Raw genomic sequence first — 22,352 nt, 5'->3', positions numbered from 1 at the left:
CGACTCGGTCTCAGGTGATAGGCGCCGGGTTGAACAAGGTGATGTCATTGTGCAGCTTGTGCTGCTCAGCCCAGGTCTGCTTCTTGCCGCTGGCCACATCCAGATAGAAGTGGAACAGCTCCCAACCCAGCTCCTCAATGCTCGCGCGCCCGGTAGCGATGCGGCCTGCGTCGATGTCGATCAGGTCCGGCCAACGCTGCGCCAGCTCCGTACGCGTCGACACCTTCACCACCGGCGCCATCGCCAGCCCGTAAGGCGTGCCACGCCCGGTGGTGAACACGTGCAGGTTCATACCCGCCGCCAGTTGCAAGGTGCCGCACACAAAGTCACTGGCTGGCGTTGCGCAAAAGATCAGGCCCTTGCGCTTGAACCGCTCGCCCGGGCCAAGCACGCCGTTGATCGCGCTGCTGCCGGATTTGACGATAGAGCCCAAGGACTTCTCGACAATGTTCGACAACCCGCCCTTCTTGTTGCCCGGCGTGGTATTGGCACTGCGATCCGCCTCGCCCTTGGCCAGGTAACGGTCGTACCAGTCCATTTCCCTGACAAGCTCCTGTGCGACTTCTTTCGTCTCGGCACGAGACGTCAGCAGGTAAATCGCATCGCGTACTTCAGTGACCTCGGAAAACATCACCGTCGCACCGGCCCGCAGCAGCAAGTCCGACGCATAGCCGAGCGCCGGGTTAGCGGTGATGCCGGAAAACGCATCACTGCCACCGCATTGCATGCCCAGGATCAACTCGGACGCCGGCACGGTTTCGCGGCGACGCTGGTCGAGTTTCTTCAAGCGGATTTCCGCCAACGCCATGATCTGCTCGATCATCTCGGTAAACCCGTGGCTGGAGTCCTGCAACCGATACAACCACGGCTCGCTCAAATCCACGGAGCTGTCGTTGTCGTGCATCACCTGCCCGGCCTGCAATTTCTCGCAGCCCAGGCTGATCACCAAGGCTTCGCCGCCCAGGTTCGGGTTGCGCGCCAGGTTGCGCACGGTGCGGATCGGAATGTAGGCATCCGTCGCGGTAATCGCCACGCCGCAGCCGTAGCTGTGAGTCAGCGCCACCACGTCATCGACGTGCGGGTACTTGGGCAGCAACTCGTCCTTGATGCGCTTGACCGCGTGATCCAGCACCCCGGTCACGCACTGCACCGTGGTGGTGATGCCCAAAATATTGCGCGTGCCCACGGTGCCGTCGGCGTTGCGATACCCCTCGAACGTGAACCCTTCCAGCGGCGCCTGGGTTTCAGGCACCTCGGTGGACAGCGGCAAGCTGTCCAGCGGCGGCGCGGTGGGCATGCGCAGTTGATCTTCCTGCACCCAACTGCCGCGTGGAATCGGCGCCAGGGCGTAACCAATGGTCTGGCCGTAGCGAATAATCTGACCGCCTTCGGGGATATCTTCCAGCGTCACCTTGTGGCTCTGCGGGATGAACTCAACGGTCACCAGCCCGTCCGGGAACTCGGTCCCGGCCGGTACGCCTTGGTCATTGACCACGATCACTACGTTGTCGCGCGCGTGCAAACGAATCGAGCGCGGCGAGTCGGCATGTTCAATCAACTGCATTACATCGCCCCTCAGGAATGCGCTTGAGTAAGGTTGGTCAGCTCAGGGCCTTGGCTTGGCGGCTCTTTGAGCACCACGCGTTTGATCGGGCCGACAATCACCAGGTAGCTGAACACTGCTACCAGCGCGTTGGCGCCGACAAACACCAGGGCCCATTTGAACGAACCCGTGGTGGCAATGATGTAGCCGATGACAATCGGCGTAGTGATCGACGCCAGGTTACCGAAGGTGTTGAACAAGCCGCCACTGAGGCCGGCGATTTGTTTCGGCGAGGTGTCGGACACAACCGCCCAACCCAGTGCGCCAACGCCTTTGCCGAAGAAAGCCAAGGCCATGAAGCCCACCACCATCCATTCAACGTCGACGTAGTTGCACGCAATGATGCTGCTGGAAACCAACAGGCCGGCAATGATCGGTGCTTTTCGAGCGAAGGTCAGCGAGTGCCCTTTGCGCAACAGGTAGTCGGAAATCACCCCACCCAGCACACCGCCGATAAACCCGCAGATGGCTGGCAACGAGGCAACAAAACCGGCCTTGAGGATGGTCATGCCGCGATCCTGCACCAGATACACCGGGAACCAGGTGAGGAAGAAGTAAGTAATGCCGTTGATGCAGTACTGGCCCAGGTACACGCCGAGCATCATGCGATTGGTCAGCAACTGACGGATGTAATCCCACTTAGGGCCGTCGGTTTTCTTACCCTTGCCCTTGTCCTGATCCATATCGACCATCGCGCCATTGGCTGCAATGTGATTGAGTTCGGCTTCGTTGATCATCGGGTGCTGGCGCGGGCTGTGGATAACTTTCAGCCAGATCAGCGAGAAGATGATGCCGATTACGCCCATCACGATAAACACGTGCTGCCAGCCGAAGGTGTAAACGATCCAGCCCATCAGCGGTGCGAACAGCACCGTGGCGAAGTATTGCGCCGAGTTGAAGATCGCCGAGGCCGTGCCGCGCTCGGCGGTAGGGAACCAGGCCGCCACGATGCGGGCGTTGCCCGGGAAGGATGGCGCCTCTGCAAGGCCCACCATGAAGCGCAGCATAAACAGCGCGACAACCGCCGTGGAGATCCCAAACTCACCGACATAGCCTTGCAGCACAGTGAACAGTGACCAGGTGAAGATGCTCAGGGCGTAGACTTTTTTCGAGCCGAAGCGGTCCAGCAGCCAGCCGCCGGGAATTTGCCCGGCCACGTAGGCCCAACCGAATGCGGAGAAGATATAACCAAGGGTGACCGCGTCGATGCCGAGGTCTTTTTGCAGGCTGGAGCCTGCGATAGCAATGGTGGCCCGGTCCGCGTAGTTGATCGTGGTCACCAGAAACAGCATGAGCAGAATCAAATAGCGGACGTGAGTCGGCTTGGTCGCTTGCATGAAGATGTACTCCCACTAATTATTTTTTTTGCGGGTAATTGTCTTGTTGTCTGTGAGCACCGGCTCTTGTAGGAGCCGGTGCCCACAGGTATTACGTGTTACGAACCGATGTAGCTGGTTTTCACCACGGTGTAGAACTCTTGCGCATAGCGACCTTGCTCACGCGAACCATAGGACGAACCCTTACGGCCACCGAATGGAACGTGATAATCCACACCGGCGGTTGGCAGGTTGACCATCACCATCCCGGCCTGGGAATGACGCTTGAAGTGGTTGGCGTACTTGAGCGACGTCGTGGCAATACCCGCCGACAAGCCGAACTCGGTGTCGTTGGCCATGGCCAGCGCCGCTTCGTAGTCCGCGACGCGCACCACGTTGGCCACTGGGCCGAAGATTTCTTCACGGCTGATACGCATGGCGGCTTCGCTGTCGGCAAACAGCGTCGGCGCCAGGTAGTAGCCTTCGGTGTCGCAGGTCACCAAACCGCCACCGCTGACCAGCCGCGCGCCTTCGCTTTGGCCGATGTCGATGTATTTGAGGTCCTGATCCAGTTGGGCCTGGGAGACTACCGGGCCGATGTCGGTACCGCTTTTCAGGGCGTGGCCGACTTTGATCGACTTCATGCGCTCGGCCATGGCCGCGACGAATTGGTCGTGAATACCGGCCGTGACGATCAGGCGGCTGGACGCGGTGCAACGCTGGCCGGTGGAGTAAAACGCGCTCTGTACCGACAGCTCGACGGCCTGTTTAAGGTCGGCGTCATCAAGGATGATTTGCGGGTTCTTGCCGCCCATTTCCAACTGCACTTTGGCCTGGCGCGACACACAGCTGACGGCGATCTGACGGCCCACACCGACGGAACCGGTAAAGCTGATACCGTCGACTTTCGGGCTGTTGACCAGCACGTCGCCAACCACGCGACCGCTGCCCATCACCAGGTTGAACACACCGGCCGGGAAGCCGGCGCGGGAGATAATATCGGCCAGCGCCCAGGCGCAGCCCGGTACCAGTTCAGCCGGCTTGATCACCACGCAGTTGCCGTAGGCCAGGGCCGGGGCAATTTTCCACGCAGGGATGGCAATCGGGAAGTTCCACGGGGTGATCAGGCCAACCACGCCGAGGGCTTCACGGGTGACTTCAACGTTGACGCCCGGGCGCACCGACGGCACGTAATCGCCGGACAAGCGCAGGCATTCACCGGCGAAGAATTTGAAGATGTTACCGGCGCGGGTCACTTCGCCAATGGCTTCAGGCAGGGTCTTGCCCTCTTCCCGCGCCAGCAAGGTGCCGAGTTCTTCGCGACGGGCGAGGATTTCAGTGCCGACTTTATCCAGCGAGTCATGGCGAGCCTGAATGCCGGAGGTGGACCAGGCGGGGAAAGCGGCGCGTGCGGCGTCGATGGCAGCGTTGACTTGGGCTACATCAGCCTTGGCGTATTCGCCGATCGTATCGGAAAGCTCCGACGGGTTGATGTTGGCGCAATAGTCGGCACCGGCCACCCACTCGCCGTTGATGTAGTTATCAAAACGTTTGGCTTGGGACACAAATCTTCTCCTGACGCAAAAGGCCGCTGATCTCTCAGCGGCCTTGTTGATAAGTTACTGCGGACCTTGCTTGTCGATCAGCGCGGCCAGTGCTTCGTATTCTTCCGGCAGCAGGTCGGTCAGCGGGGTACGCACCGGGCCTGCGTCGCAGCCGGCGATTTTGGCGCCCGCCTTGACGATGCTCACGGCATAACCAGCCTTGCGGTTACGGATGTCGAGGTAAGGCAGGAAGAAGTTGTCGATGATCTTGCCGACAGTGGCGTGATCGTCCTGCGCAATCGCGTGGTAGAAGTCCATCGCAGTTTTCGGGATGAAGTTGAACACCGCCGAGGAGTACACCGGCACGCCCAGGGCCTTGTAGGCAGCGGCGTAAACCTCTGCAGTCGGCAGGCCGCCGAGGTAGCTGAAACGATCACCGAGGCGGCGACGAATCGACACCATCAACTCGATGTCGCCCAGGCCATCCTTGTAGCCGATCAGGTTAGGGCAGCGTTCAGCCAGGCGTTCCAGCAGTGGCGCGGTCAGGCGGCAGACGTTGCGGTTGTAAACCACCACGCCAATCTTGACCGACTTGCACACAGCTTCCACGTGGGCGGCAACGCCGTCCTGGCTGGCTTCGGTGAGGTAGTGCGGCAGCAGCAGCAGGCCTTTGGCGCCGAGGCGTTCGGCTTCCTGGGCGTACTCGATAGCCTGGCGAGTCGAACCGCCCACACCGGCAAGGATCGGCACGCTGGTGGCGCAGGTATCAACAGCGGTCTTCACCACTTGGGAGTATTCGCTGGCAGCCAGGGAGAAAAACTCACCGGTGCCGCCGGCAGCGAACAGCGCGGTAGCGCCGTAAGGGGCCAGCCATTCCAGACGCTTGATGTAGCCCGCCTGGTGGAAGTCACCTTGGGCATTGAAATCGGTCACCGGGAAAGACAGCAGACCGTGGGAAAGGATGGACTTCAGTTCTTGTGGATTCATTATTCGAACACCCTGGGCGAAAACTTTCTGTCGAAAGATTATTGTTGGTTTGTTGATGTCGTACGTCATCGTACAACTATAAAAAGATTCGTCAACTGCAATTCATCAATTGCTTCATGTTCCGCGCGACGTTGAAACCGGGTTTCTTGACGTAGGAGGTTTTTCCTTTATGCTCGCCATAACTGTATATACATACAGTTATTAAGAAAGATTCCTACGACATAGCAAGGAGCTAACATGTCAGGTCTTGAACTCGCTGCACCCGAAAAAACCCCACCCACCCTGCGCTTTGAAGGCGCTGAACACACGGCCATCGGTGATGACACGCTGCTGCGTTTTGGCAAAGACGCACCGGCGATTCCCGCGCACCAGGTTGAACTGCACCTGCCCAACGGCCTGGCGCTGACCTACGGCCAAGTGATCGCGCTGGGCGGTGATTTTTATGGCATTCCCGGGCAGCCCATCAGTGATGGCGCCTCCCCCGCCGACCGCGTGCAACGTTTCAATGCTGCGTTTAATACGCTGGCCGTGCTGCCGGCCTCGCGGGAGGAAGCGAAGAAGATCCTCGCGGTGATGCAAAAGGAGATCAACGCGGTCAACCAGGCCATCAACGACGGCAAGCAGCCTCACGAAGCGTACGACGCGCTGGGTGATACGTTGTCGGAAGAATGGAACCGCATCACCGGCGGTGGCAGTGCGGTGTCGGGGTTGATCCCGCTGGGTCGTTACTTGAAATTGGCGGCGGACAACGCCGACCACTTCGGTGAATGGGCACTGTCGGCGTACCTGGCCGGCCATACGGCGGCGCTGCAACAGGCGGTGGTGGCCCATCAAACCGGCACCGATCAGGCACTGGAATTGGCTTACGCCATGAACAGCTTTGCTGATCACTTTTTAACCGACCTGTTTTCCGCTGGCCACCTGCGCGTGCCGCGCAAACAATTGGCCGCCGTGGTGACGCCGGGCGAACTGGGTTCGCTGATCAGCCGCTTCATGCACGATGAAGACAGCAAGTTCGGGCTCAAGGTGCGCAATGCCATGGGTGATCAATGGCATGCCTACGGCGATAAACGCTACTTCGACAGCATCGACGCGGCCAATCGAGTGCAGGTCAAACGTGCGGTGCAGGCGTCGGCGGATGAAATCTTCGAAACCTTCATCAGCGGCGTCGCGCCCTCCCCGGCCAGCTTCAAGGCGCCGCTGTATGTGCCGGACCTGAGCGCCGCGCAGAACCCGGCGAATCACTTCTCGCCGTTGTTCAAGATGGAGGGTGACAAGGTACTGCGTCGCAAGGACGTGAATGACCTGAACGACAAGCACTGGACGAATGATTGGTGGGGGTGGAGTACGTATCTGCTGCTCAAGGACTACAAGCCCAACCAGCCTGCTGGCTAACCCAAGCCAACAACAATCAACTGTGGGAGCTGGCTTGCCTGCGATAGCATCACCTCAGTTTCACTGAAGCACCGAGGTGCCTGCATCGCAGGCAAGCCAGCTCCCACACTGGATCTGCGCTGTCTTCAGTTACGTTGCGCTTCTGCCTCTTCATGGGCGTGGCGCAGCCGTTCACGGCTGTTGGTCAAGTGCAGGCGCATGGCCGCGCGTGCTGCGTCCGAATCCTGGCGGGCAATCGCCTCATAAATCTCTTCGTGCTCGCGGCTCAGGCGACTCATGTAGTGCTGCTGGTCATCATGGGCCAGGCGTGCCGAGTTCAGGCGGGTGCGCGGAATGATGCTGGTGCCCAGGTGAGTCATGATGTCGGTGAAGTAGCGGTTGCCGGTGGACAGCGCAATTTCCAGATGGAACGCGAAATCTGATGCGACGGCGTCGCCGGCATGGGCAGCGCTTTCGTTCAATGCATCAAGGGCCGCGCGCATCGCAGCCAGCTGTTCATCGCTACGACGCAAGGCAGCAAGCCCGGCGGACTCCACTTCAAGGCTGATACGCAGTTCCAGAATCGCCAACACATCACGCAACGTCACCACCGTGGCCGGGTCAATCCGGAAGCCGCTCGGGCTTGGCGTGTCCAACACAAAGGTACCGATGCCGTGGCGGGTTTCGACCTGCCCCGCCGCCTGCAAGCGCGAGATGGCTTCACGCACCACGGTGCGGCTGACCCCATGGGCCTCCATGATCGCCGACTCGGTGGGCAGTTTGTCGCCCCGCTTGAGCTGGCCGTCGCGGATCTGCTCGGACAACACCGTGACCAATTCCTGGGCAAGGCTGCGGCGCTTGCGGGGAAGACGAGGGACAGTGTTGGCGTTTTCCATGATGAATCATCTTTCTCGGCGAACTTGAGGGGGCATCATAGCCCATGGCGGTTGTACGATCACCGTTCTGACACGACTTTCATCCACATCCAGCGCGCAAAAAAATGCCCCGGCACAGGCCGAGGCATTTTTGAGGCTTACCCGAGGGTAAAAGCCGGTTACTTCACCACTTTCAGGCTCGGCCGACCGCTTGGGCGCGGTGGCTCGGCATCGGGTGGCGGCACGTCATCACCGTCTTCGCCTTCGATCGCTTCGTCCTCCTCGAAAGGCGACTCCAGATCAAACACCATGCCCTGACCGTTCTCCCGGGCATAAATGCCGAGGATGGCGCCAATGGGCACAAACAGCGTATGCGGCACACCGCCGAAACGCCCTTCGAAGCTCACCGCTTCGTTGTCCATGTGCAGGTGACGCACGGCACTGGGTGACACGTTCAGCACGATCTGCCCATCACTGGCAAAACCCTGCGGCACGTCAACCTTGGGAAATTCAGAGTTGACCAGCATGTGCGGGGTGCAATCGTTGTCCACAATCCACTCATAGAGCGCGCGGAGCAGGTAGGGTCGACTGGACTTCATCAGCGGCTCCTTAAGCCTTAGCGCATATCGCGTTCGACACCAGACAGACTCGCCTGGAAAGCCTCACGCGCAAACTGGCGCTCCATATAATCAAGCAACGGCTTGGCCGGCCGCGGCAGTTCAATACCCAGAATCGGCAAGCGCCAGAGTATGGGTAATAGGCAGCAATCCACCAAGCTTTGTTCCTCGCTGAGGAAAAAAGGCTTGTCGGCGAACAGCGGCGAAACACCGGTGAGGCTCTCGCGCAATTCCTTGCGCGCCACAACACGTGCCGCTTCTTTACTGCGTGAATCCAGAATCACATCCACCAGCCCGCACCAGTCACGCTGGATCCGATGGATCAGCAGGCGGCTGTTGGCACGCGCCACCGGGTACACCGGCAGCAAAGGCGGATGCGGGTAACGCTCATCCAGGTATTCCATCACCACGGTTGACTCCCACAACGCCAGGTCGCGATCGACCAGGGTGGGCAAGCTGCCGTAAGGGTTCACTTCGATCAGTTTCGGCGGATGACGACCCACCTCCACACTGATGATCTCGGCGCTGACACCCTTCTCTGCGAGCACGATGCGTACTCGGTGGGAATAGTGGTCGGCGGGGTCGGAGTAACAGGCCAACCGGTTGGTCACGCCCATGGCGGTCCTCCTCGCTTGTTGAAATTATCGAAAGCTCAAAAACGAGCGCGCCCAGAGAGCATCTCTGCAGCGTCAGGAAAACCCGACCGCTACGTGTTCAGAGATGCCGCTGGGCGCGCAAGATTAACAGCAATTGCTTACGGTTGGATCAATGCACATCCTTCCAGTATTCGCGTTTGAGCAGATAGGCGAATACAAAGAAGAAAGCCAGGTAAAGCAAGACGTACGTACCGATGCGCTGGTGCTGCAATTTGACCGGGTTGGCCGAGTAGGCCAGGAAGGTCACGAGATTTTTTACCTTCTCGTCGAACTGCTCTTCATTCAGCGTGCCGGTCTTGGGCACGATGGTCAGTTGATCGCACGCTTCATGAGTCAAAGGCGTGCCGGTCAACGGGTCATATTGCTTCTTGCCGTCTTCAACGACCTGAACCTGCTTGCATCCTACCACTTGGCGCCCCTGCAGGCCGACCAGAACGTTAGGCATACCGACGTTCGGGAAGACTTTGTTGTTCACGCCATAGGGGCGCGCAGGGTCTTCGTAGAAGGATTTCAGGTAACCGTAGAGCCAATCGGTACCGCGCACGCGCGCCACCAACGTCAGGTCTGGCGGTGCGGCACCGAACCAGGTCTTGGCGTCAGCCGGTTGCATGCCGATGGTCATGTGGTCGCCGATCTTGGCGCCGGTGAACACCGAATGGCTGAGCATCACGTCATGGGGGATGCCCAGGTCATCTGCCACACGCTCATAGCGCTGGAACTTGGCGCTGTGGCAGCCCATGCAATAGTTGGTGAAGGTACGCAGCCCATCCTGCATGGCAGCTTTGTCGGAGACGTCAATGTCGACTTTTTCCAACTCCGCGCCGTGCTCGGCGGCGAAGGACAGTAGCGGCAGGGCCGCAAGCATCAATGCTACGAATAATTTTTTCATCAGCCAGTCACCCTTTCCGGTACCGGTTTGGTCTTCTCGAGCCGGGTGTAGAACGGCATCAGAATGAAGTAGGCGAAGTACAGGAAGGTGCAAACCTGCGACAACAACGTACGCTCAGGGGTCGGCGCCAGAACGCCCAGCACGCCCAGGATCACGAACGAAATGCAGAACACCCACAGCCAGATCTTGCTCAGCCAGCCTTTGTAGCGCATGGACTTGACCGGGCTGCGGTCGAGCCAAGGCAACACGAACAGCACCGCAATCGCTGCGCCCATGGCAATCACGCCCATGAGCTTGTCGGGGATAGCCCGCAAGATCGCGTAGAACGGCGTGAAGTACCAGACCGGGGCAATGTGCTCGGGCGTCTTGAAGGCGTTGGCCTGCTCGAAGTTAGGCTTCTCCAGGAAGTACCCGCCCATTTCCGGGAAAAAGAACACGATCGAGCAGAACACAAACAAGAACACGACCACGCCGACGATGTCTTTGACGGTGTAGTACGGGTGGAACGGAATGCCATCGAGCGGGATGCCGTTCTCGTCCTTGTGCTTCTTGATATCCACACCATCCGGGTTGTTCGAACCCACTTCGTGCAGTGCCAGAATGTGCAACACCACCAGGCCCAGAATCACGATGGGCAAGGCCACCACGTGCAAGGCGAAGAAGCGGTTCAGGGTGATGCCGGAGATCAGGTAGTCACCACGAATCCACTGGGTCAGGTCGTTGCCGATCACCGGGATCGCGCCAAACAGCGAGATGATCACCTGGGCGCCCCAGTACGACATCTGGCCCCACGGCAGCAGGTAACCCATGAAGGCTTCGGCCATCAGCGCCAGGTAGATCAGCATGCCGAACACCCACACCAACTCGCGCGGCTTCTGGTACGAGCCGTAGAGCAGGCCACGGAACATGTGCATATAGACGACGATGAAGAACGCCGACGCGCCGGTGGAGTGCAGCAGGCGCAGGATCGAGCCGTACTCGACGTCACGCATGATGTATTCGACGGAGGCGAACGCTTCTTCCGCAGACGGCGTGTAACTCATCGTCAGCCAGACACCGGTGACGATCTGGTTGACCAGCACCAGCAGGGCCAGCGAGCCAAAGAAGTAGAAGAAGTTGAAGTTTTTGGGCGCGTAATATTTGCTGAGGTGGTCTTCCCACATTTTGGTAGCGGGGAAACGCGCATCCACCCAATCCATGAACTTGCTCATCAGGCTTTCTCCCCCTCGTTTACGCCAATGACAATGACATCGTCAGTCTCGTAGTGATGTGGCGGAACTGGCAGGTTCAAGGGTGCGGGTTGCGACTTGTAGACGCGGCCGGCGAGGTCGTAGTGAGAGCCGTGGCAAGGGCAAAAATAGCCACCGACCCAGTCCTTGCCAAGGTCTGCTGGAGCAACTTCCGGGCGGAAGGTAGGCGAGCAACCCAAGTGGGTGCAGATACCGATCAGCAGCAAGATTTCTGGCTTGATCGAGCGAACTTCCTTGTCGACGTAAGCGGGTTGGTCGGAATTCTTTGAATCGGGGTCAGACAGTTGCCCCTCGATTTTCTTCAGATTCCCCAGGATTTCCTCGGTACGACGAACGATGAATACGGGCTGACCGCGCCACTCAGCAATCATTTGCTGGCCTGGGTCGATCTTGCTGACATTCACCTTCACCGGTGCACCTGCGGCTTTCGCCTTGGCACTGGGAAACCATGACCCCACGAACGGGACCGCAGCCCCCACCGCTCCTGCAGCACCCACCACGGATGTGGCTGCTACCAAGAAGCGACGCCGGCCTGCATTCACGCCGTCATTGCTCATTCAGTCCTCTCCCATCAGCTTTTTGGCCTGTTAAATCAGGCGTCTACTAAGTGTTGAATCTTTACTTATAAAAATTTTGTCGGATGGTAATGAAAAGCCCCACGAATGACAAGGGAATTGCCCGAGCCTCGGCCTCCAGGCCTTGTAGTATAGGGCGTCTACGGATGTGGCAAGTTGTCACGGCGAAATTTGTGCATAAATCGCAGGCAATAAAAAACGCCCAGCTCCGTGAGGAGGCTGGGCGTTTTTGTAGAACGTAAAGCGAATTAACGCTTCGAGTACTGCGGACGCTTACGCGCTTTACGCAGACCGACTTTCTTACGTTCAACTTCACGAGCATCGCGAGTTACGAAGCCAGCTTTGCGCAGAGCGCCACGCAGGGTTTCGTCGTACTGCATCAGAGCGCGAGTGATACCGTGGCGGATTGCGCCAGCTTGACCACTTACACCGCCACCGATAACGGTGACGTAGATGTCGAACTTCTCAACAGTCTCGGTCAGTTCCAGCGGCTGACGAACTACCATGCGGGCAGTTTCGCGACCGAAGAAATTTTCCAGAGTGCGGTTGTTGATCGAGATGTTACCAGTGCCCGGACGCAGGAAAACGCGTGCGGTTGCGGTTTTGCGACGGCCAGTGCCGTAATTTTGAGTCGCCGACATAATGAACTATTCCGTTAAAACTTCAGTTCTTGGGGCTGCTGAGCAGCATGAGGGTGTACAGCGCCCGCATAGACTTTCAGCTTGCGAAACATATCGCGACCCAGTGGGCCCTTAGGCAGCATGCCTTTGACCGCGATTTCGATCGGGGCTTCAGGCTTCTTGGAAATCAGACCTTCGAAGTTCGAAGACTTGATACCGCCTGGGAAACCGGAGTGACGGTAGTACATTTTGTCTTGCGCTTTGTTGCCGGTAACACGTACCTGCTCAGCGTTGATGATGACGATGTAGTCACCGGTGTCAACGTGAGGGGTGTACTCAGGCTTGTGCTTGCCACGCAGACGGCTGGCGACTTCAGTGGCCAGACGACCCAGGGTCTGACCAGCGGCGTCGACGACAAACCAGTCGCGCTGAACTGTTTCCGGTTTTGCAGTAAAAGTTGTCATTCTTTAATAGCCTCAGGGGCCGCCCTGTAAATTAGACGGCGGATCTTACTGAATAGTGCGTACTTTGACAAGTCAAAGGCAGCCGGATACAGACGCTATCGGGGGCTCGGGTCAGCGCGTCCGTTCAACGGCAAGATTCTTCGGCAGACGGCGCATCACTTCCACTGCAGAAAGAGGTGGGCAATTATGCAGATTGCGAAAAAAAATTCAACCTGCTTTTATGATTGTTTTCCCCGAAGGAGTACCCGATGGATTATCGACAGCTGGGCCGTACCGATCTGAACGTGAGCGCGATAGCCTTGGGCACCATGACCTGGGGCGAGCAGAACAGCGAGGCAGAGGCCTTCGCACAAATCGAACGGGCCAAGGCCGCAGGGATCAACTTCCTCGACACGGCAGAAATGTACCCGGTGCCGCCCAAGGCCGACACCTACGCCACCACCGAGCGTTATATCGGCAATTACTTCAAAAGCCGTGGCGACCGCGCCGACTGGATCCTCGCCAGCAAGATCGCCGGCCCCGGCAACACCATCGACTACATCCGTGATGGCCACCTGCGCCACAACCGCAAGCACATCGTCGAAGCGCTGGATTCCAGCCTCAAGCGCTTGCAAACCGACTGGATCGACCTCTACCAACTGCACTGGCCTGAGCGCAGCACCAACTTCTTCGGCCAGCTGAGCTACAAGCACAAGGACGAAGAGGACCTCACGCCACTGGAAGAGACCCTCGAAGCGCTGGACGAACAAGTGAAAGCCGGCAAGATCCGCCACATCGGCCTGTCCAACGAAACCCCGTGGGGCACCATGAAGTTCCTGGCCCTGGCCGAAGCCCGTGGCTGGACTCGCGCGGTGTCGATCCAGAACCCCTACAACCTGCTCAACCGCAGCTTTGAAGTGGGCTTGGCGGAAGTCGCGATTCGTGAACAGTGCGGTTTGCTGGCTTATTCGCCCCTGGCGTTCGGCATGCTCAGCGGCAAATACGAAAACGGCGCACGCCCGGCCAACGCTCGTCTGACCGAATACAGCCGCTTCAGCCGTTACTTCAACCCGCAGTCGGAAGCGGCGTGCAGCCGTTATGTGGCACTGGCGCGGGAGCATGGCTTGGACCCGGCGCAGATGGCACTGGCGTTCGTGACGCAGCAGCCGTTTGTGACCAGCAATATCATTGGTGCCACGTCGCTTGAGCAGTTGGATAGCAACATTGCCAGTGCTGATCTGAAGCTGTCGAAAGAGGTACTGGAAGGGATTGAGGCGATTCAGAAGGATCATCCAAATCCAGCGCCTTGATTGATCTTTAGATAGCTATCGCAGGCAAGCCAGCTCCCACCTTTTTGATGTGTGAACACTGTCAAATGTGGGAGCTGGCTTGCCTGCGATGGCGCCCTCCAAAGCACCATCCAATCAAAGCGCCCGCGCAATAATTTCCTTCATGATTTCATTGGTCCCCGCATAAATCCGCTGCACCCGCGCATCCGCCCAGGCCCGCGCAATCGAGTATTCCCACATAAAGCCGTAACCGCCGTGCAACTGCACGCACTCATCAAGCACCTTGCATTGCAGGTCCGTGGCCCAGTACTTGGCCATCGCCGCCGTGGGCACATCCAGCTTGCCCTCCAGGTGCAAGGCCATGCACTTATCGACGAACACACGGCCAATCTGAATCTCGGTGGCCATCTCCGCCAACTTGAACCGGGTGTTCTGGAAATCCGCAATCGCCTTGCCGAACGCCTTGCGCTCACGGGTGTATTCCAGGGTCCACTGCAACGCCGCCTCGGCAGAAGACACAGCACCGATTGCCACGCTCAAGCGCTCCTGGGGCAGCTCCTGCATCAAGTAAGCGAAACCCATACCGGCCTGGCCCAGCAGGTTTTCCTTGGGCACGCGCATGTCCTGAAAGAACAGCTCGGAGGTGTCTTGGGCTTTCATGCCGACCTTCTCCAGCCGCTTGCCCTTGTCGAAGCCCGGCGTGTCGGCCTCCACCAGAAACAGGCTGGTGCCCTTGGCGCCGGCCTTGGGATCGGTCTTGGCGACGACGATCACCAGCTCGGCAAGGTAGCCGTTGGTAATGAAGGTTTTCGAGCCGTTGATCACGTACTCATCGCCGTCCAGCACCGCCGTGGTTTTCACGCCTTGCAGGTCAGAGCCGGCGCCCGGCTCGGTCATCGCAATCGCCGTGACCATCTCGCCGGAGATCAATTTGGGCAGGTACTTGTGCTTCAACGCTTCGCTGCCGTAATGCAGGATGTACGGCGCGACGATGTCCGAATGCAGGGAGAAACCGATACCGGTCAGGCCCATGCGGCCAATCTCCTCGATCACCACCGCGCTGTACAAAAAGTCCGCGCCCAGGCCGCCGTATTCTTCCGGCAGATGGGAACACAGCATCCCCGCCTCCCCCGCCTTGCTCCACAACCCACGGTCGACATAGCCCTGTTTTTCCCATTGCCCATGGAACGGCACGGCGTGTTTCTCGAGGAAGGTGCGCACGCTCTCGCGAAAGAGCTCGTGCTCAGAGCTGAACAAGGTTCTGGAGATCATGGGTCACCTGCATGGCATTGTCGGACAAGAGCGAGCCCACAGAGCCTATGCCGCGATGACGTCACGGGACACTGGACACATGCGACAAAAAATAAGACGATCCAGCCGTCTGGTGACCACTTTCCCCTATAAGAATAAATGAAATTATGTCTAACCAAATCTCTACGCCGTTGCGGCGCGTCAGCATTTTGGCCATTGATCGGGTATTCGCTTCTACCCTCATGCAAGCCAAGGATTTCTTCCACTTAGCCAGCCTGCGTTACGGCAAGCAACAAGGCCTGGGCCTGACGCCAGCGTTCGAAACGCGCCTGGTCAGCCCCGACGGGCAGTCAGTGTGCAGCTTCAGCGACGTGATCATACCGGTGGACGGCGGCCTGGAAGATGCCGACATCATCGTGCTACCGGCCTTCTGGGACGACTTCGACGCCCTCTGCACCCGCTACCCGCAAGTGCTGCCCTGGCTGCGTGAACAACACGCACGCGGCGCTGTGCTCTGCGGCGAAGCCACCGGGGTGTTCTGGCTGGCTGAAGCGGGCTTGCTCGATGGCAAGGAGGCGACCACCTACTGGCGTTTCTTCAATGCCTTCAGCGAACGTTTCCCCAAGGTCCAGCTCAACCAGGACAAGCACCTTACCGACGCCGACAACCTGTATTGCGCCGGCGGCACCACCTCGGCGTGCGACCTCTACATCTACCTGATCGAACGCTTCTGCGGCGCCAACATCGCACAGGCGGTGGCCCGCGACATTCTCTACGAAGTGCAGCGCAGCTACGCGCCGGGCCGCATCGGTTTCGGCGGGCAGAAGCTGCACCAAGATGTGATCATCCTGCAGATCCAGCATTGGCTCGAAGAGCATTTCGCCGACAAGTTCCGTTTTGAAGACGTCGCGCGGGAACACGGTATGAGCATCCGTAACTTCATGCGCCGCTTCCAGACAGCGACGGGCGACAAGCCTCTGCACTACCTGCAACGCCTGCGCATCGAAACAGCAAAAGGCCTGCTCTCGGGCAGCCGCAAGAGCATCAAGACCATCAGTTATGAGGTGGGTTACGACGATGCGAGCTTCTTCGCGCGGCTGTTCAGGCAGCACACCGAACTGTCACCCAACCAATACCGCCAGCAGTTCCAGCAGGCTGCATAACCCTCAAGCGCACACAAATCAATGTGAAAGCGGGCTTGCTCGCGAATGCGGTGGATCAGTCAATACATTCGGTGACTGACACTCCGCTTTCGCGAGCAAGCCCGCTCCCACATTTTGATTTGCGGCGTTCTTAGGGCTTGTGGCCGCGCGACAGGAATTCGTGGGATTGCATTTCGAGCAAACGGCTCAGCGTGCGCTGGAATTCAAAGTTCAAGCGACCGCCCGTGTAGAGGTCCTTGAGCTCGACTTCCGCCGAGATGATCAGCTTCACGTTACGGTCGTAGAACTCGTCGACCATGTTGATAAAGCGCCGCGCGATGTCGTCGGTGGTGACGCTCATCTGCTCTACGCCACTCAGGATCACCGCGTGGAAGATCTTGCCGAGTTCGATGTAGTCGTTCTGGCTACGCGGGCCGTCGCACAGTTGGCGAAACTCGAACCAGGCCACGTCATCGCAGGTACGCAGCGCAATGATTTCGCGGTTCTCGATCATCAACTTGTCGTTTTCCACCGCCTTCGTGCATTCCGGCGTCAGCGCGCGGAAGCTCTTTTTCAGGCTTTCATGCGCCGCTTCGTTCAGCGGGAAGTGGAACAGCTCCGCTTGCTCAAGGTGACGCAAACGGTAGTCGACACCGCTGTCGACGTTAACGATGTCGGTGTTCTGCTTGATCAGCGCGATGGCCGGCAGGAAGCGCGCGCGTTGCAGGCCGTCCTTGTACAAACCGTCGGGCACGATGTTCGAGGTGGCGACCAGGGTCACGCCATTCTTGAACAGCTCTTCCATCAAGGTGCCGAGGATCATGGCGTCGGTGATGTCGGAGACAAAGAACTCATCGAAGCAAATCACCCGCGCTTCGTCGGAGAAGCGCTTGGCGATAATGGTCAGCGGATTTTTCTCGCCCGGCAGCGTCTTCATCTCTTCGTGCACGCGCTTCATGAAGCGGTGGAAGTGGGTCCGCACCTTCTCCTTGAACGGCAGCGCTTCAAAGAAGGTGTCGACCAGGTAAGTCTTGCCTCGACCCACGCCGCCCCAGAAGTACAGGCCTTTGACCGGGGTGTGGTCTTTCTTGCCAAACAGCTTGCTGAACATCCCTGGCTTGCTTTGCGAGGCCGCGACCAAATCGTCGTACAGGCGCTGCAAATGACGTACGGCGTTTTCCTGGGCCGCGTCATGGAAGAATTCAGGGCGTTTCAGATCAGCTTGATATCGTTCTAGGGGCGTCATAATTTCGTTAGCAAGGCAACAAAAACGGGCCGTCACTGTAACGACGGCCCTGATTAATGGCAATCAACCCTTGGTCGGGTTAATCCTCGATTGGGGTCAACGCAACGCGCAAGGCGGCGATGGCAGCATCGCGCGACGTTTCGTCGGCGAATTCGGCGCTGTCGGCCACGACGGCATTGTCCAGCCAGACACTGAAGCTCAGGGCTTCCGTGCGCACATCCAGCGCGTCGCCGTTTTGCAGCTGCTTGGTGACGGCGCCAGCGGCTTTGCCATCGGCAAAATTGCGCGACAACAGCAATTGCTCGCCATCGGCGGCCAGCAGGCGGAAGCGGAAGCTGCCATCGTCTTCGCGAAAGCTTACAAAGCGCGCAGCTTTCGCGGCTTTCTTCTTCGCTGCAACCGGTGCGGCGGCCTGCTCGACGAACGAACGCAGGCCAACGGCCTCACGCAGCTCAGCAAGGAATGGCGCCGCCACGGCGCGGGCTTTTTTGGCGCCGACTAGCAGCAGGTCTTCCATGTCAGAGGGGCGCGACATCAACTGGTGATAACGCTCGCGCGCTTCGCCCAACTGGCTGTCCAGCAGCTGGAACAGGCGACTCTTCGCCTCGCCCCAGCCCAGACCTTGCTGCAGTTCGGCGCGGAATTCTTCTTCCTGAGCCTTGCTGGCAAACGCCTGGTACAAGGTGAACAGGTGCGAATTGTCCGGGTCCTTGGCTTCGCCGGGCGCGCGGGAATCGGTGACGATCCGCGAGATGGCGTCTTTCATGTCCTTGGCGCTGGTAAACAGCGGGATGGTGTTGTCGTAGCTCTTCGACATCTTGCGGCCATCCAGGCCCGGCAAGGTGGCGACGCTTTCTTCGATCAACGCCTCGGGCATGGTGAAGAATTCTTTACCGTTGCCAAACAGGTGGTTGAAGCGCTGGCCGATGTCGCGGGCCATTTCCACGTGCTGGATCTGGTCGCGACCGACCGGCACCTTGTGCGCGTTGAACATCAGGATGTCCGCGGCCATCAGCACCGGGTAGCTGTACAGGCCCATGGTGATGCCCGCATCCGGGTCTTCGCCGGCTTCCACGTTTTTGTCCACCGACGCCTTGTAGGCGTGGGCGCGATTGAGCAGGCCCTTGGCGGCAACGCAGGTCAGCAGCCAGGTCAGCTCGGGAATTTCCGGGATGTCGGACTGGCGGTAGAACGTTACCCGGTTTACATCCAGGCCACCGGCCAGCCAGGTCGCGGCGATTTCCATACGCGAGCGCTGGATGCGCTGCGGGTCATCGCACTTGATCAGGGCGTGGTAGTCGGCCAGAAAGTAGAAGGAATCGGCATTGGCGTCCTGGCTGGCAAGGATCGCCGGGCGGATCGCACCGGCGTAGTTGCCCAGGTGCGGCGTGCCAGTGGTGGTGATGCCGGTGAGGATGCGGGTACGAGTCGTCATGGGTAATCGCTTATCAGACTGCTATCAATTCGAAAGACGGGGCAGCACCAGATCCTTGAGATCGGTGAGCTTGCCATGAAAAAAGTGCCCGCATTCTGCCACTTTCAGCAGCTCATGGGGGCGATTCAGGGCTGCCGACCAGTCGTAAACGGCTTGCGGGTCGACCACCTCGTCGGTTTCCGGCTGGATCAGGGTCAACGGGCACCCTTGGGGCAGCACGTCGGTATCGCGCAGGCGCATCACGGCGGCGGCGACCATAAACAGGTGCGCGAGCTGTTCGCCCTTGGCTTCCAGACGCCCGCCGAGGCTGGCGGCCACGTAACCGCCGAAGGAGAAACCGAGCAGGGTGATTGGCAGGTCGGGGTGTTTTTCCCGCAGCCAGGTGGCGGCCGCTTCGGCATCGTCCACTTCACCGGTGGCCATGTCGTGGGTACCGGCGCTGGCACCGACGCCACGGTAATTGAAACGTAAAGTAATCAAACCGGCATCGCGGGCGGTGCGTTGCAGGGTCGATACGACTTTGTTGAGCATGGTCCCACCCTGCACCGGGTTGGGGTGACAGATGAGCGCCAGGCCGCGTGGCTCGGGGTGATCCAGGTACAGGGCTTCCAATTGGCCCACTGGGCCATCGATCAAAACGGGGGTTTCACGCATGAGCAAGGAATGAACTCCGTGACCTCTCAATGGGTCGACTCGTCTAGCTAAAAGTCTGTGCATGGCATCATTGCGAGCTTAATCGCGGTATACAGCGCAGGTTTGAGCCGTTAACGTAAAGCAAAGCCGTTTATAGAGGAAGGACTCGTGGAACACTCGCTCTTAGTTTGGTTGTTGCCGACTCTTGCCCTGGTTGCCGGTGTCGCCATTGGATTCCTGGTTGCTCGCCTGCTGCCGAATGCCGCGCCTAACCGCACGCAGCGTCAGCTGGATGACATTCAGGAACGTTTTGACAGTTACCAGAATGAGGTGGTTACCCACTTCAACAGCACCGCGACCCTGGTCAAGAAGCTCACTCAGAGCTACCAGGACGTACAGGATCACCTCGCCGATGGCGCTAACCGCCTGGCCCTCGACGACATCACCCGTCAGCGTCTGCTGGCCGCGTTGCATTCCGATGCACCGCAAGCTCCACGGGAACGCCTGACTCCTCCGCGTGAGAATCAGGAACCGCCACGGGACTACGCGCCAAAAACGCCAAACGCCCCAGGCATGCTGGATGAGCATTACGGCTTGAAGAAGTAAGTCATTTTCAAGCGTTAAAAAAGCCCGGCTGATCGATGATCAGCCGGGCTTTTTGTTGGGTATACAAACCCTCAAACGACACCGGTCAAATGTGGGAGGGGGCTTGCTCCCGATAGAGGTCTATCAGTGCCAAATACTCTGACTGATACGCCGCTATCGGGAGCAAGCCCCCTCCCACACTGACCGCGCTCCGACTTCAGGAGGTGGTTTGTTCCTGCAATAACCCACCTTCAATCCGCACATGCCGCCCATGGAAACGCTTAAGGCTGCTGCGGTGCCCAACGCTGACAACACTCAACCCCGGCAACTCATCAATCAACGCCTGATACAGCGTCGCCTCATCCTCTTCATCCATGGCCGAGGTCGCCTCGTCCATGTACAACCATTGCGGAGCAAACAACAGTGCGCGGGCAAAGGCCAGGCGCTGCTGTTCACCCGGGGAGAGCATGCGCTGCCAATGGTTAGCCTCATCCAGACGCGCGACCAAATGTGGCAAGCGGCAGGTTTCCAGCACCTGTGCATAACGTTCCGCCGAGTAGACGCTGTCGTCCTGTGGATAACTCAACGCAGCCTTGAGCGTACCAATCGGCAAATACGGCTTCTGCGGCAAAAACAGATAACGCGCCGCCGGCAGACGAATACTGCCGTGGCCCGCCGGCCACAAATGCCCCATGGCCCGCAGCAGCGTACTTTTACCGCTGCCGGAACGCCCGCTGAGCATCACCCGCTGGCCCGGCTCCACCGTCATGTCGGCATGGGTGAGCAAGTGACGGCCATCGGCCAGGTCCATGCCCAGGCCCTGCACCACCAGACGCTCGCCTTCACCGCGCACATCGATCGCCGCAGGACGCTGTTCATTGTCACGCATGGCTTGCTGGAAACTCAGCAGACGGTCACTGGTGGCGCGCCATGAGGCGAGGTCGGAATAGGCACTGATAAACCAGCTAAAGTTGCCCTGCACGTTGCCGAACGCCGAGTTGATTTGCATCAGCTCACCCAACTCGATCTTGCCGGCGAAATAACGCGGCGCCGCCACAATAAAGGCAAAAACAATCGCGATCTGTTCATACCCGGCGGTAAAGAACGTCAGGCGCTTGGACACTCGCATGATGTCCCAGTAGTTCTGCCAGACCTTGCCGAACCGCGTGCTCAAACGCTGTTTTTCATTCGGCTCGCCGTTGTACAGGGCAATGCTCTCGGCGTTCTCACGCACACGCACCATGGAGAAACGCAGGTCCGCTTCGAAGCGTTGTTGTTGGTTGCTCAAGCCAATCAAGCGACGGCCAATCAGGTGAGTCAGCCAACTGCCCACGGCGGCATACAGCAGCGCGCACCAGAACATATAGCCAGGGATGGTGATACCAAACACTTCAATGCTGCCCGACACGCCCCACAAAATAACCGAGAACGACACCAGGCTGACCACATTGCGCAGCAACCCCAGTCCCAGGCTCAACGTCGTCGAGGTGAAGTTGTTGAGGTCTTCGGAAATCCGCTGGTCCGGGTTATCGGTGTAACCGCCCTGCTCCAGCTGGTAATAGTTTTTGTTGCCCAGCCAGCGCGTGAAGTGCTTTTCGGTGAGCCAGGCGCGCCAGCGAATGGTCAGCATCTGGGTCAGGTACAAACGGTAAACCGCGCCCAGAATAGCCACGGTCGCAATACCGCAGAAATAACCGATCAACCGCCAGAAGGCCTCGGTGTCCTTCTTCTCCAGGGCGTTGTAGAAATCCTTGTACCAGTGGTTGATCCACACGGAGATCGCCACGCTGAACAGCGACAGTGCAATCACCGCCGCTAACAGCAACCAGGCCTTGCCCTTCTCTTCACTGCGCCAATAGGGCGTGATCATCGCCCAGGTTCGGCGAAAGAAGTGCCCACGCACCGCGTCGTTGGCCGCGGAATACTCAGCGTTCTGATTCATCGTTCAGGCTCTGTAAGAAAATGTGACAGGCTTTCGAACCGATCATAGACGATCGGTTCAAGGCTCCGTGCGGCCTGAAG

Annotated in this window: 21 protein-coding genes; 4 read left to right on the top strand and 17 right to left on the bottom strand. The window is 58.9% G+C overall.

Going from position 1 to position 22,352, the window contains the following annotated elements; all coding sequences use genetic code 11:
- Nucleotides 1-10: 10 nt before the first annotated feature.
- The 4 genes from garD to kdgD all read right to left on the bottom strand — a co-directional run bounded on the left by garD (nt 11) and on the right by kdgD (nt 5,450).
- Nucleotides 11-1,564: a galactarate dehydratase gene (gene garD, locus Q7C20_RS06045; protein WP_375066270.1), complete on the bottom strand. Its 1,554-nt coding sequence runs from the start codon at nt 1,562-1,564 to the stop codon at nt 11-13.
- An 11-nt stretch (nt 1,565-1,575) separates the two neighbouring features.
- Complete coding sequence (locus Q7C20_RS06040; RefSeq protein ID WP_375066268.1) at nt 1,576-2,940, bottom strand: MFS transporter; 1,365 nt, start codon at nt 2,938-2,940, stop codon at nt 1,576-1,578.
- Nucleotides 2,941-3,038: 98 nt separating this feature from the next.
- The gene (locus Q7C20_RS06035) at nt 3,039-4,484 is read right to left on the bottom strand and encodes an aldehyde dehydrogenase family protein (RefSeq protein WP_078740720.1); all 1,446 of its coding nucleotides are present in this window, start codon (nt 4,482-4,484) and stop codon (nt 3,039-3,041) included.
- Nucleotides 4,485-4,538: 54 nt separating this feature from the next.
- Complete coding sequence (kdgD, locus tag Q7C20_RS06030; RefSeq protein WP_375066265.1) at nt 4,539-5,450, bottom strand: 5-dehydro-4-deoxyglucarate dehydratase; 912 nt, start codon at nt 5,448-5,450, stop codon at nt 4,539-4,541.
- Nucleotides 5,451-5,687: 237 nt separating this feature from the next.
- Between kdgD and Q7C20_RS06025 the strand changes: the two genes are divergently transcribed.
- Nucleotides 5,688-6,845, top strand: a complete 1,158-nt coding sequence (locus tag Q7C20_RS06025) for a phospholipase (protein ID WP_375066263.1) — start codon at nt 5,688-5,690, stop codon at nt 6,843-6,845.
- Between the two features lie 125 nt (nt 6,846-6,970).
- Here the strand turns inward: Q7C20_RS06025 and Q7C20_RS06020 are convergent, their stop codons facing one another.
- The 8 genes from Q7C20_RS06020 to rplM all read right to left on the bottom strand — a co-directional run bounded on the left by Q7C20_RS06020 (nt 6,971) and on the right by rplM (nt 12,770).
- A complete protein-coding gene (locus Q7C20_RS06020; protein ID WP_348062481.1) occupies nt 6,971-7,720 on the bottom strand; it encodes a FadR/GntR family transcriptional regulator in 750 nt (249 codons plus the stop codon).
- A gap of 158 nt (nt 7,721-7,878) precedes the next feature.
- Entirely contained in the window at nt 7,879-8,298 is a 420-nt protein-coding gene (locus tag Q7C20_RS06015) for a ClpXP protease specificity-enhancing factor (protein ID WP_375066261.1), read from the bottom strand.
- 17 nt (nt 8,299-8,315) lie between these two features.
- On the bottom strand, nt 8,316-8,933 hold the full coding sequence (locus Q7C20_RS06010) for a glutathione S-transferase N-terminal domain-containing protein (protein ID WP_375066259.1): 618 nt from the start codon (nt 8,931-8,933) through the stop codon (nt 8,316-8,318).
- Between the two features lie 148 nt (nt 8,934-9,081).
- Nucleotides 9,082-9,861 (bottom strand): cytochrome c1, encoded by a 780-nt coding sequence (locus Q7C20_RS06005; protein WP_348062689.1) that lies wholly within the window; start codon nt 9,859-9,861, stop codon nt 9,082-9,084.
- The gene (locus Q7C20_RS06000; protein ID WP_032877803.1) at nt 9,861-11,072 is read right to left on the bottom strand and encodes a cytochrome bc complex cytochrome b subunit; all 1,212 of its coding nucleotides are present in this window, start codon (nt 11,070-11,072) and stop codon (nt 9,861-9,863) included. Before Q7C20_RS06000 ends, Q7C20_RS06005 begins: the two co-directional genes overlap by 1 nt.
- Complete coding sequence (gene petA / locus Q7C20_RS05995; protein ID WP_078740713.1) at nt 11,072-11,668, bottom strand: ubiquinol-cytochrome c reductase iron-sulfur subunit; 597 nt, start codon at nt 11,666-11,668, stop codon at nt 11,072-11,074. The genes Q7C20_RS06000 and petA overlap by 1 nt, the downstream gene beginning before the upstream one ends.
- A 266-nt stretch (nt 11,669-11,934) precedes the next feature.
- Nucleotides 11,935-12,327, bottom strand: a complete 393-nt coding sequence (gene rpsI, locus Q7C20_RS05990) for a 30S ribosomal protein S9 (protein WP_003216038.1) — start codon at nt 12,325-12,327, stop codon at nt 11,935-11,937.
- Nucleotides 12,328-12,341: 14 nt separating this feature from the next.
- A complete protein-coding gene (rplM, locus tag Q7C20_RS05985; protein ID WP_003171742.1) occupies nt 12,342-12,770 on the bottom strand; it encodes a 50S ribosomal protein L13 in 429 nt (142 codons plus the stop codon).
- Nucleotides 12,771-13,018: 248 nt separating this feature from the next.
- Here rplM and Q7C20_RS05980 point away from each other — a divergent pair, with 248 nt between their 5' ends.
- Nucleotides 13,019-14,059, top strand: coding sequence for an NADP(H)-dependent aldo-keto reductase (locus Q7C20_RS05980; protein WP_375066251.1), 1,041 nt, complete (start codon nt 13,019-13,021; stop codon nt 14,057-14,059).
- Nucleotides 14,060-14,173: 114 nt separating this feature from the next.
- Here Q7C20_RS05980 and Q7C20_RS05975 read toward each other — a convergent pair whose 3' ends face one another.
- Complete coding sequence (locus Q7C20_RS05975) at nt 14,174-15,310, bottom strand: acyl-CoA dehydrogenase family protein (RefSeq protein ID WP_375066249.1); 1,137 nt, start codon at nt 15,308-15,310, stop codon at nt 14,174-14,176.
- Between the two features lie 221 nt (nt 15,311-15,531).
- Here Q7C20_RS05975 and Q7C20_RS05970 point away from each other — a divergent pair, with 221 nt between their 5' ends.
- Nucleotides 15,532-16,452: a GlxA family transcriptional regulator gene (locus Q7C20_RS05970; RefSeq protein WP_375066447.1), complete on the top strand. Its 921-nt coding sequence runs from the start codon at nt 15,532-15,534 to the stop codon at nt 16,450-16,452.
- A 130-nt stretch (nt 16,453-16,582) separates the two neighbouring features.
- Here Q7C20_RS05970 and zapE read toward each other — a convergent pair whose 3' ends face one another.
- The 3 genes from zapE to Q7C20_RS05955 all read right to left on the bottom strand — a co-directional run bounded on the left by zapE (nt 16,583) and on the right by Q7C20_RS05955 (nt 19,766).
- Nucleotides 16,583-17,677 (bottom strand): cell division protein ZapE, encoded by a 1,095-nt coding sequence (zapE, locus tag Q7C20_RS05965; protein WP_348055568.1) that lies wholly within the window; start codon nt 17,675-17,677, stop codon nt 16,583-16,585.
- Nucleotides 17,678-17,756: 79 nt separating this feature from the next.
- Entirely contained in the window at nt 17,757-19,112 is a 1,356-nt protein-coding gene (locus Q7C20_RS05960) for a tryptophan--tRNA ligase (protein ID WP_375066247.1), read from the bottom strand.
- 24 nt (nt 19,113-19,136) lie between these two features.
- A complete protein-coding gene (locus Q7C20_RS05955) occupies nt 19,137-19,766 on the bottom strand; it encodes an alpha/beta hydrolase (RefSeq protein ID WP_375066245.1) in 630 nt (209 codons plus the stop codon).
- A gap of 147 nt (nt 19,767-19,913) precedes the next feature.
- Here Q7C20_RS05955 and Q7C20_RS05950 point away from each other — a divergent pair, with 147 nt between their 5' ends.
- Nucleotides 19,914-20,351, top strand: a complete 438-nt coding sequence (locus Q7C20_RS05950; protein WP_004372274.1) for a YhcB family protein — start codon at nt 19,914-19,916, stop codon at nt 20,349-20,351.
- A gap of 196 nt (nt 20,352-20,547) precedes the next feature.
- Here the strand turns inward: Q7C20_RS05950 and Q7C20_RS05945 are convergent, their stop codons facing one another.
- The gene (locus Q7C20_RS05945) at nt 20,548-22,272 is read right to left on the bottom strand and encodes an ABC transporter ATP-binding protein/permease (RefSeq protein ID WP_375066242.1); all 1,725 of its coding nucleotides are present in this window, start codon (nt 22,270-22,272) and stop codon (nt 20,548-20,550) included.
- Between the last annotated feature and the right edge of the window lie 80 nt (nt 22,273-22,352).

Source organism: Pseudomonas sp. AMR01, from assembly GCF_041946035.1.
In the GTDB taxonomy this organism is placed as follows: Bacteria; Pseudomonadota; Gammaproteobacteria; order Pseudomonadales; family Pseudomonadaceae; genus Aquipseudomonas; species Aquipseudomonas antarctica_B.
Note: the sequence above shows the minus strand (reverse complement) of the source record. Positions and strands in the feature narration are given on the sequence as shown.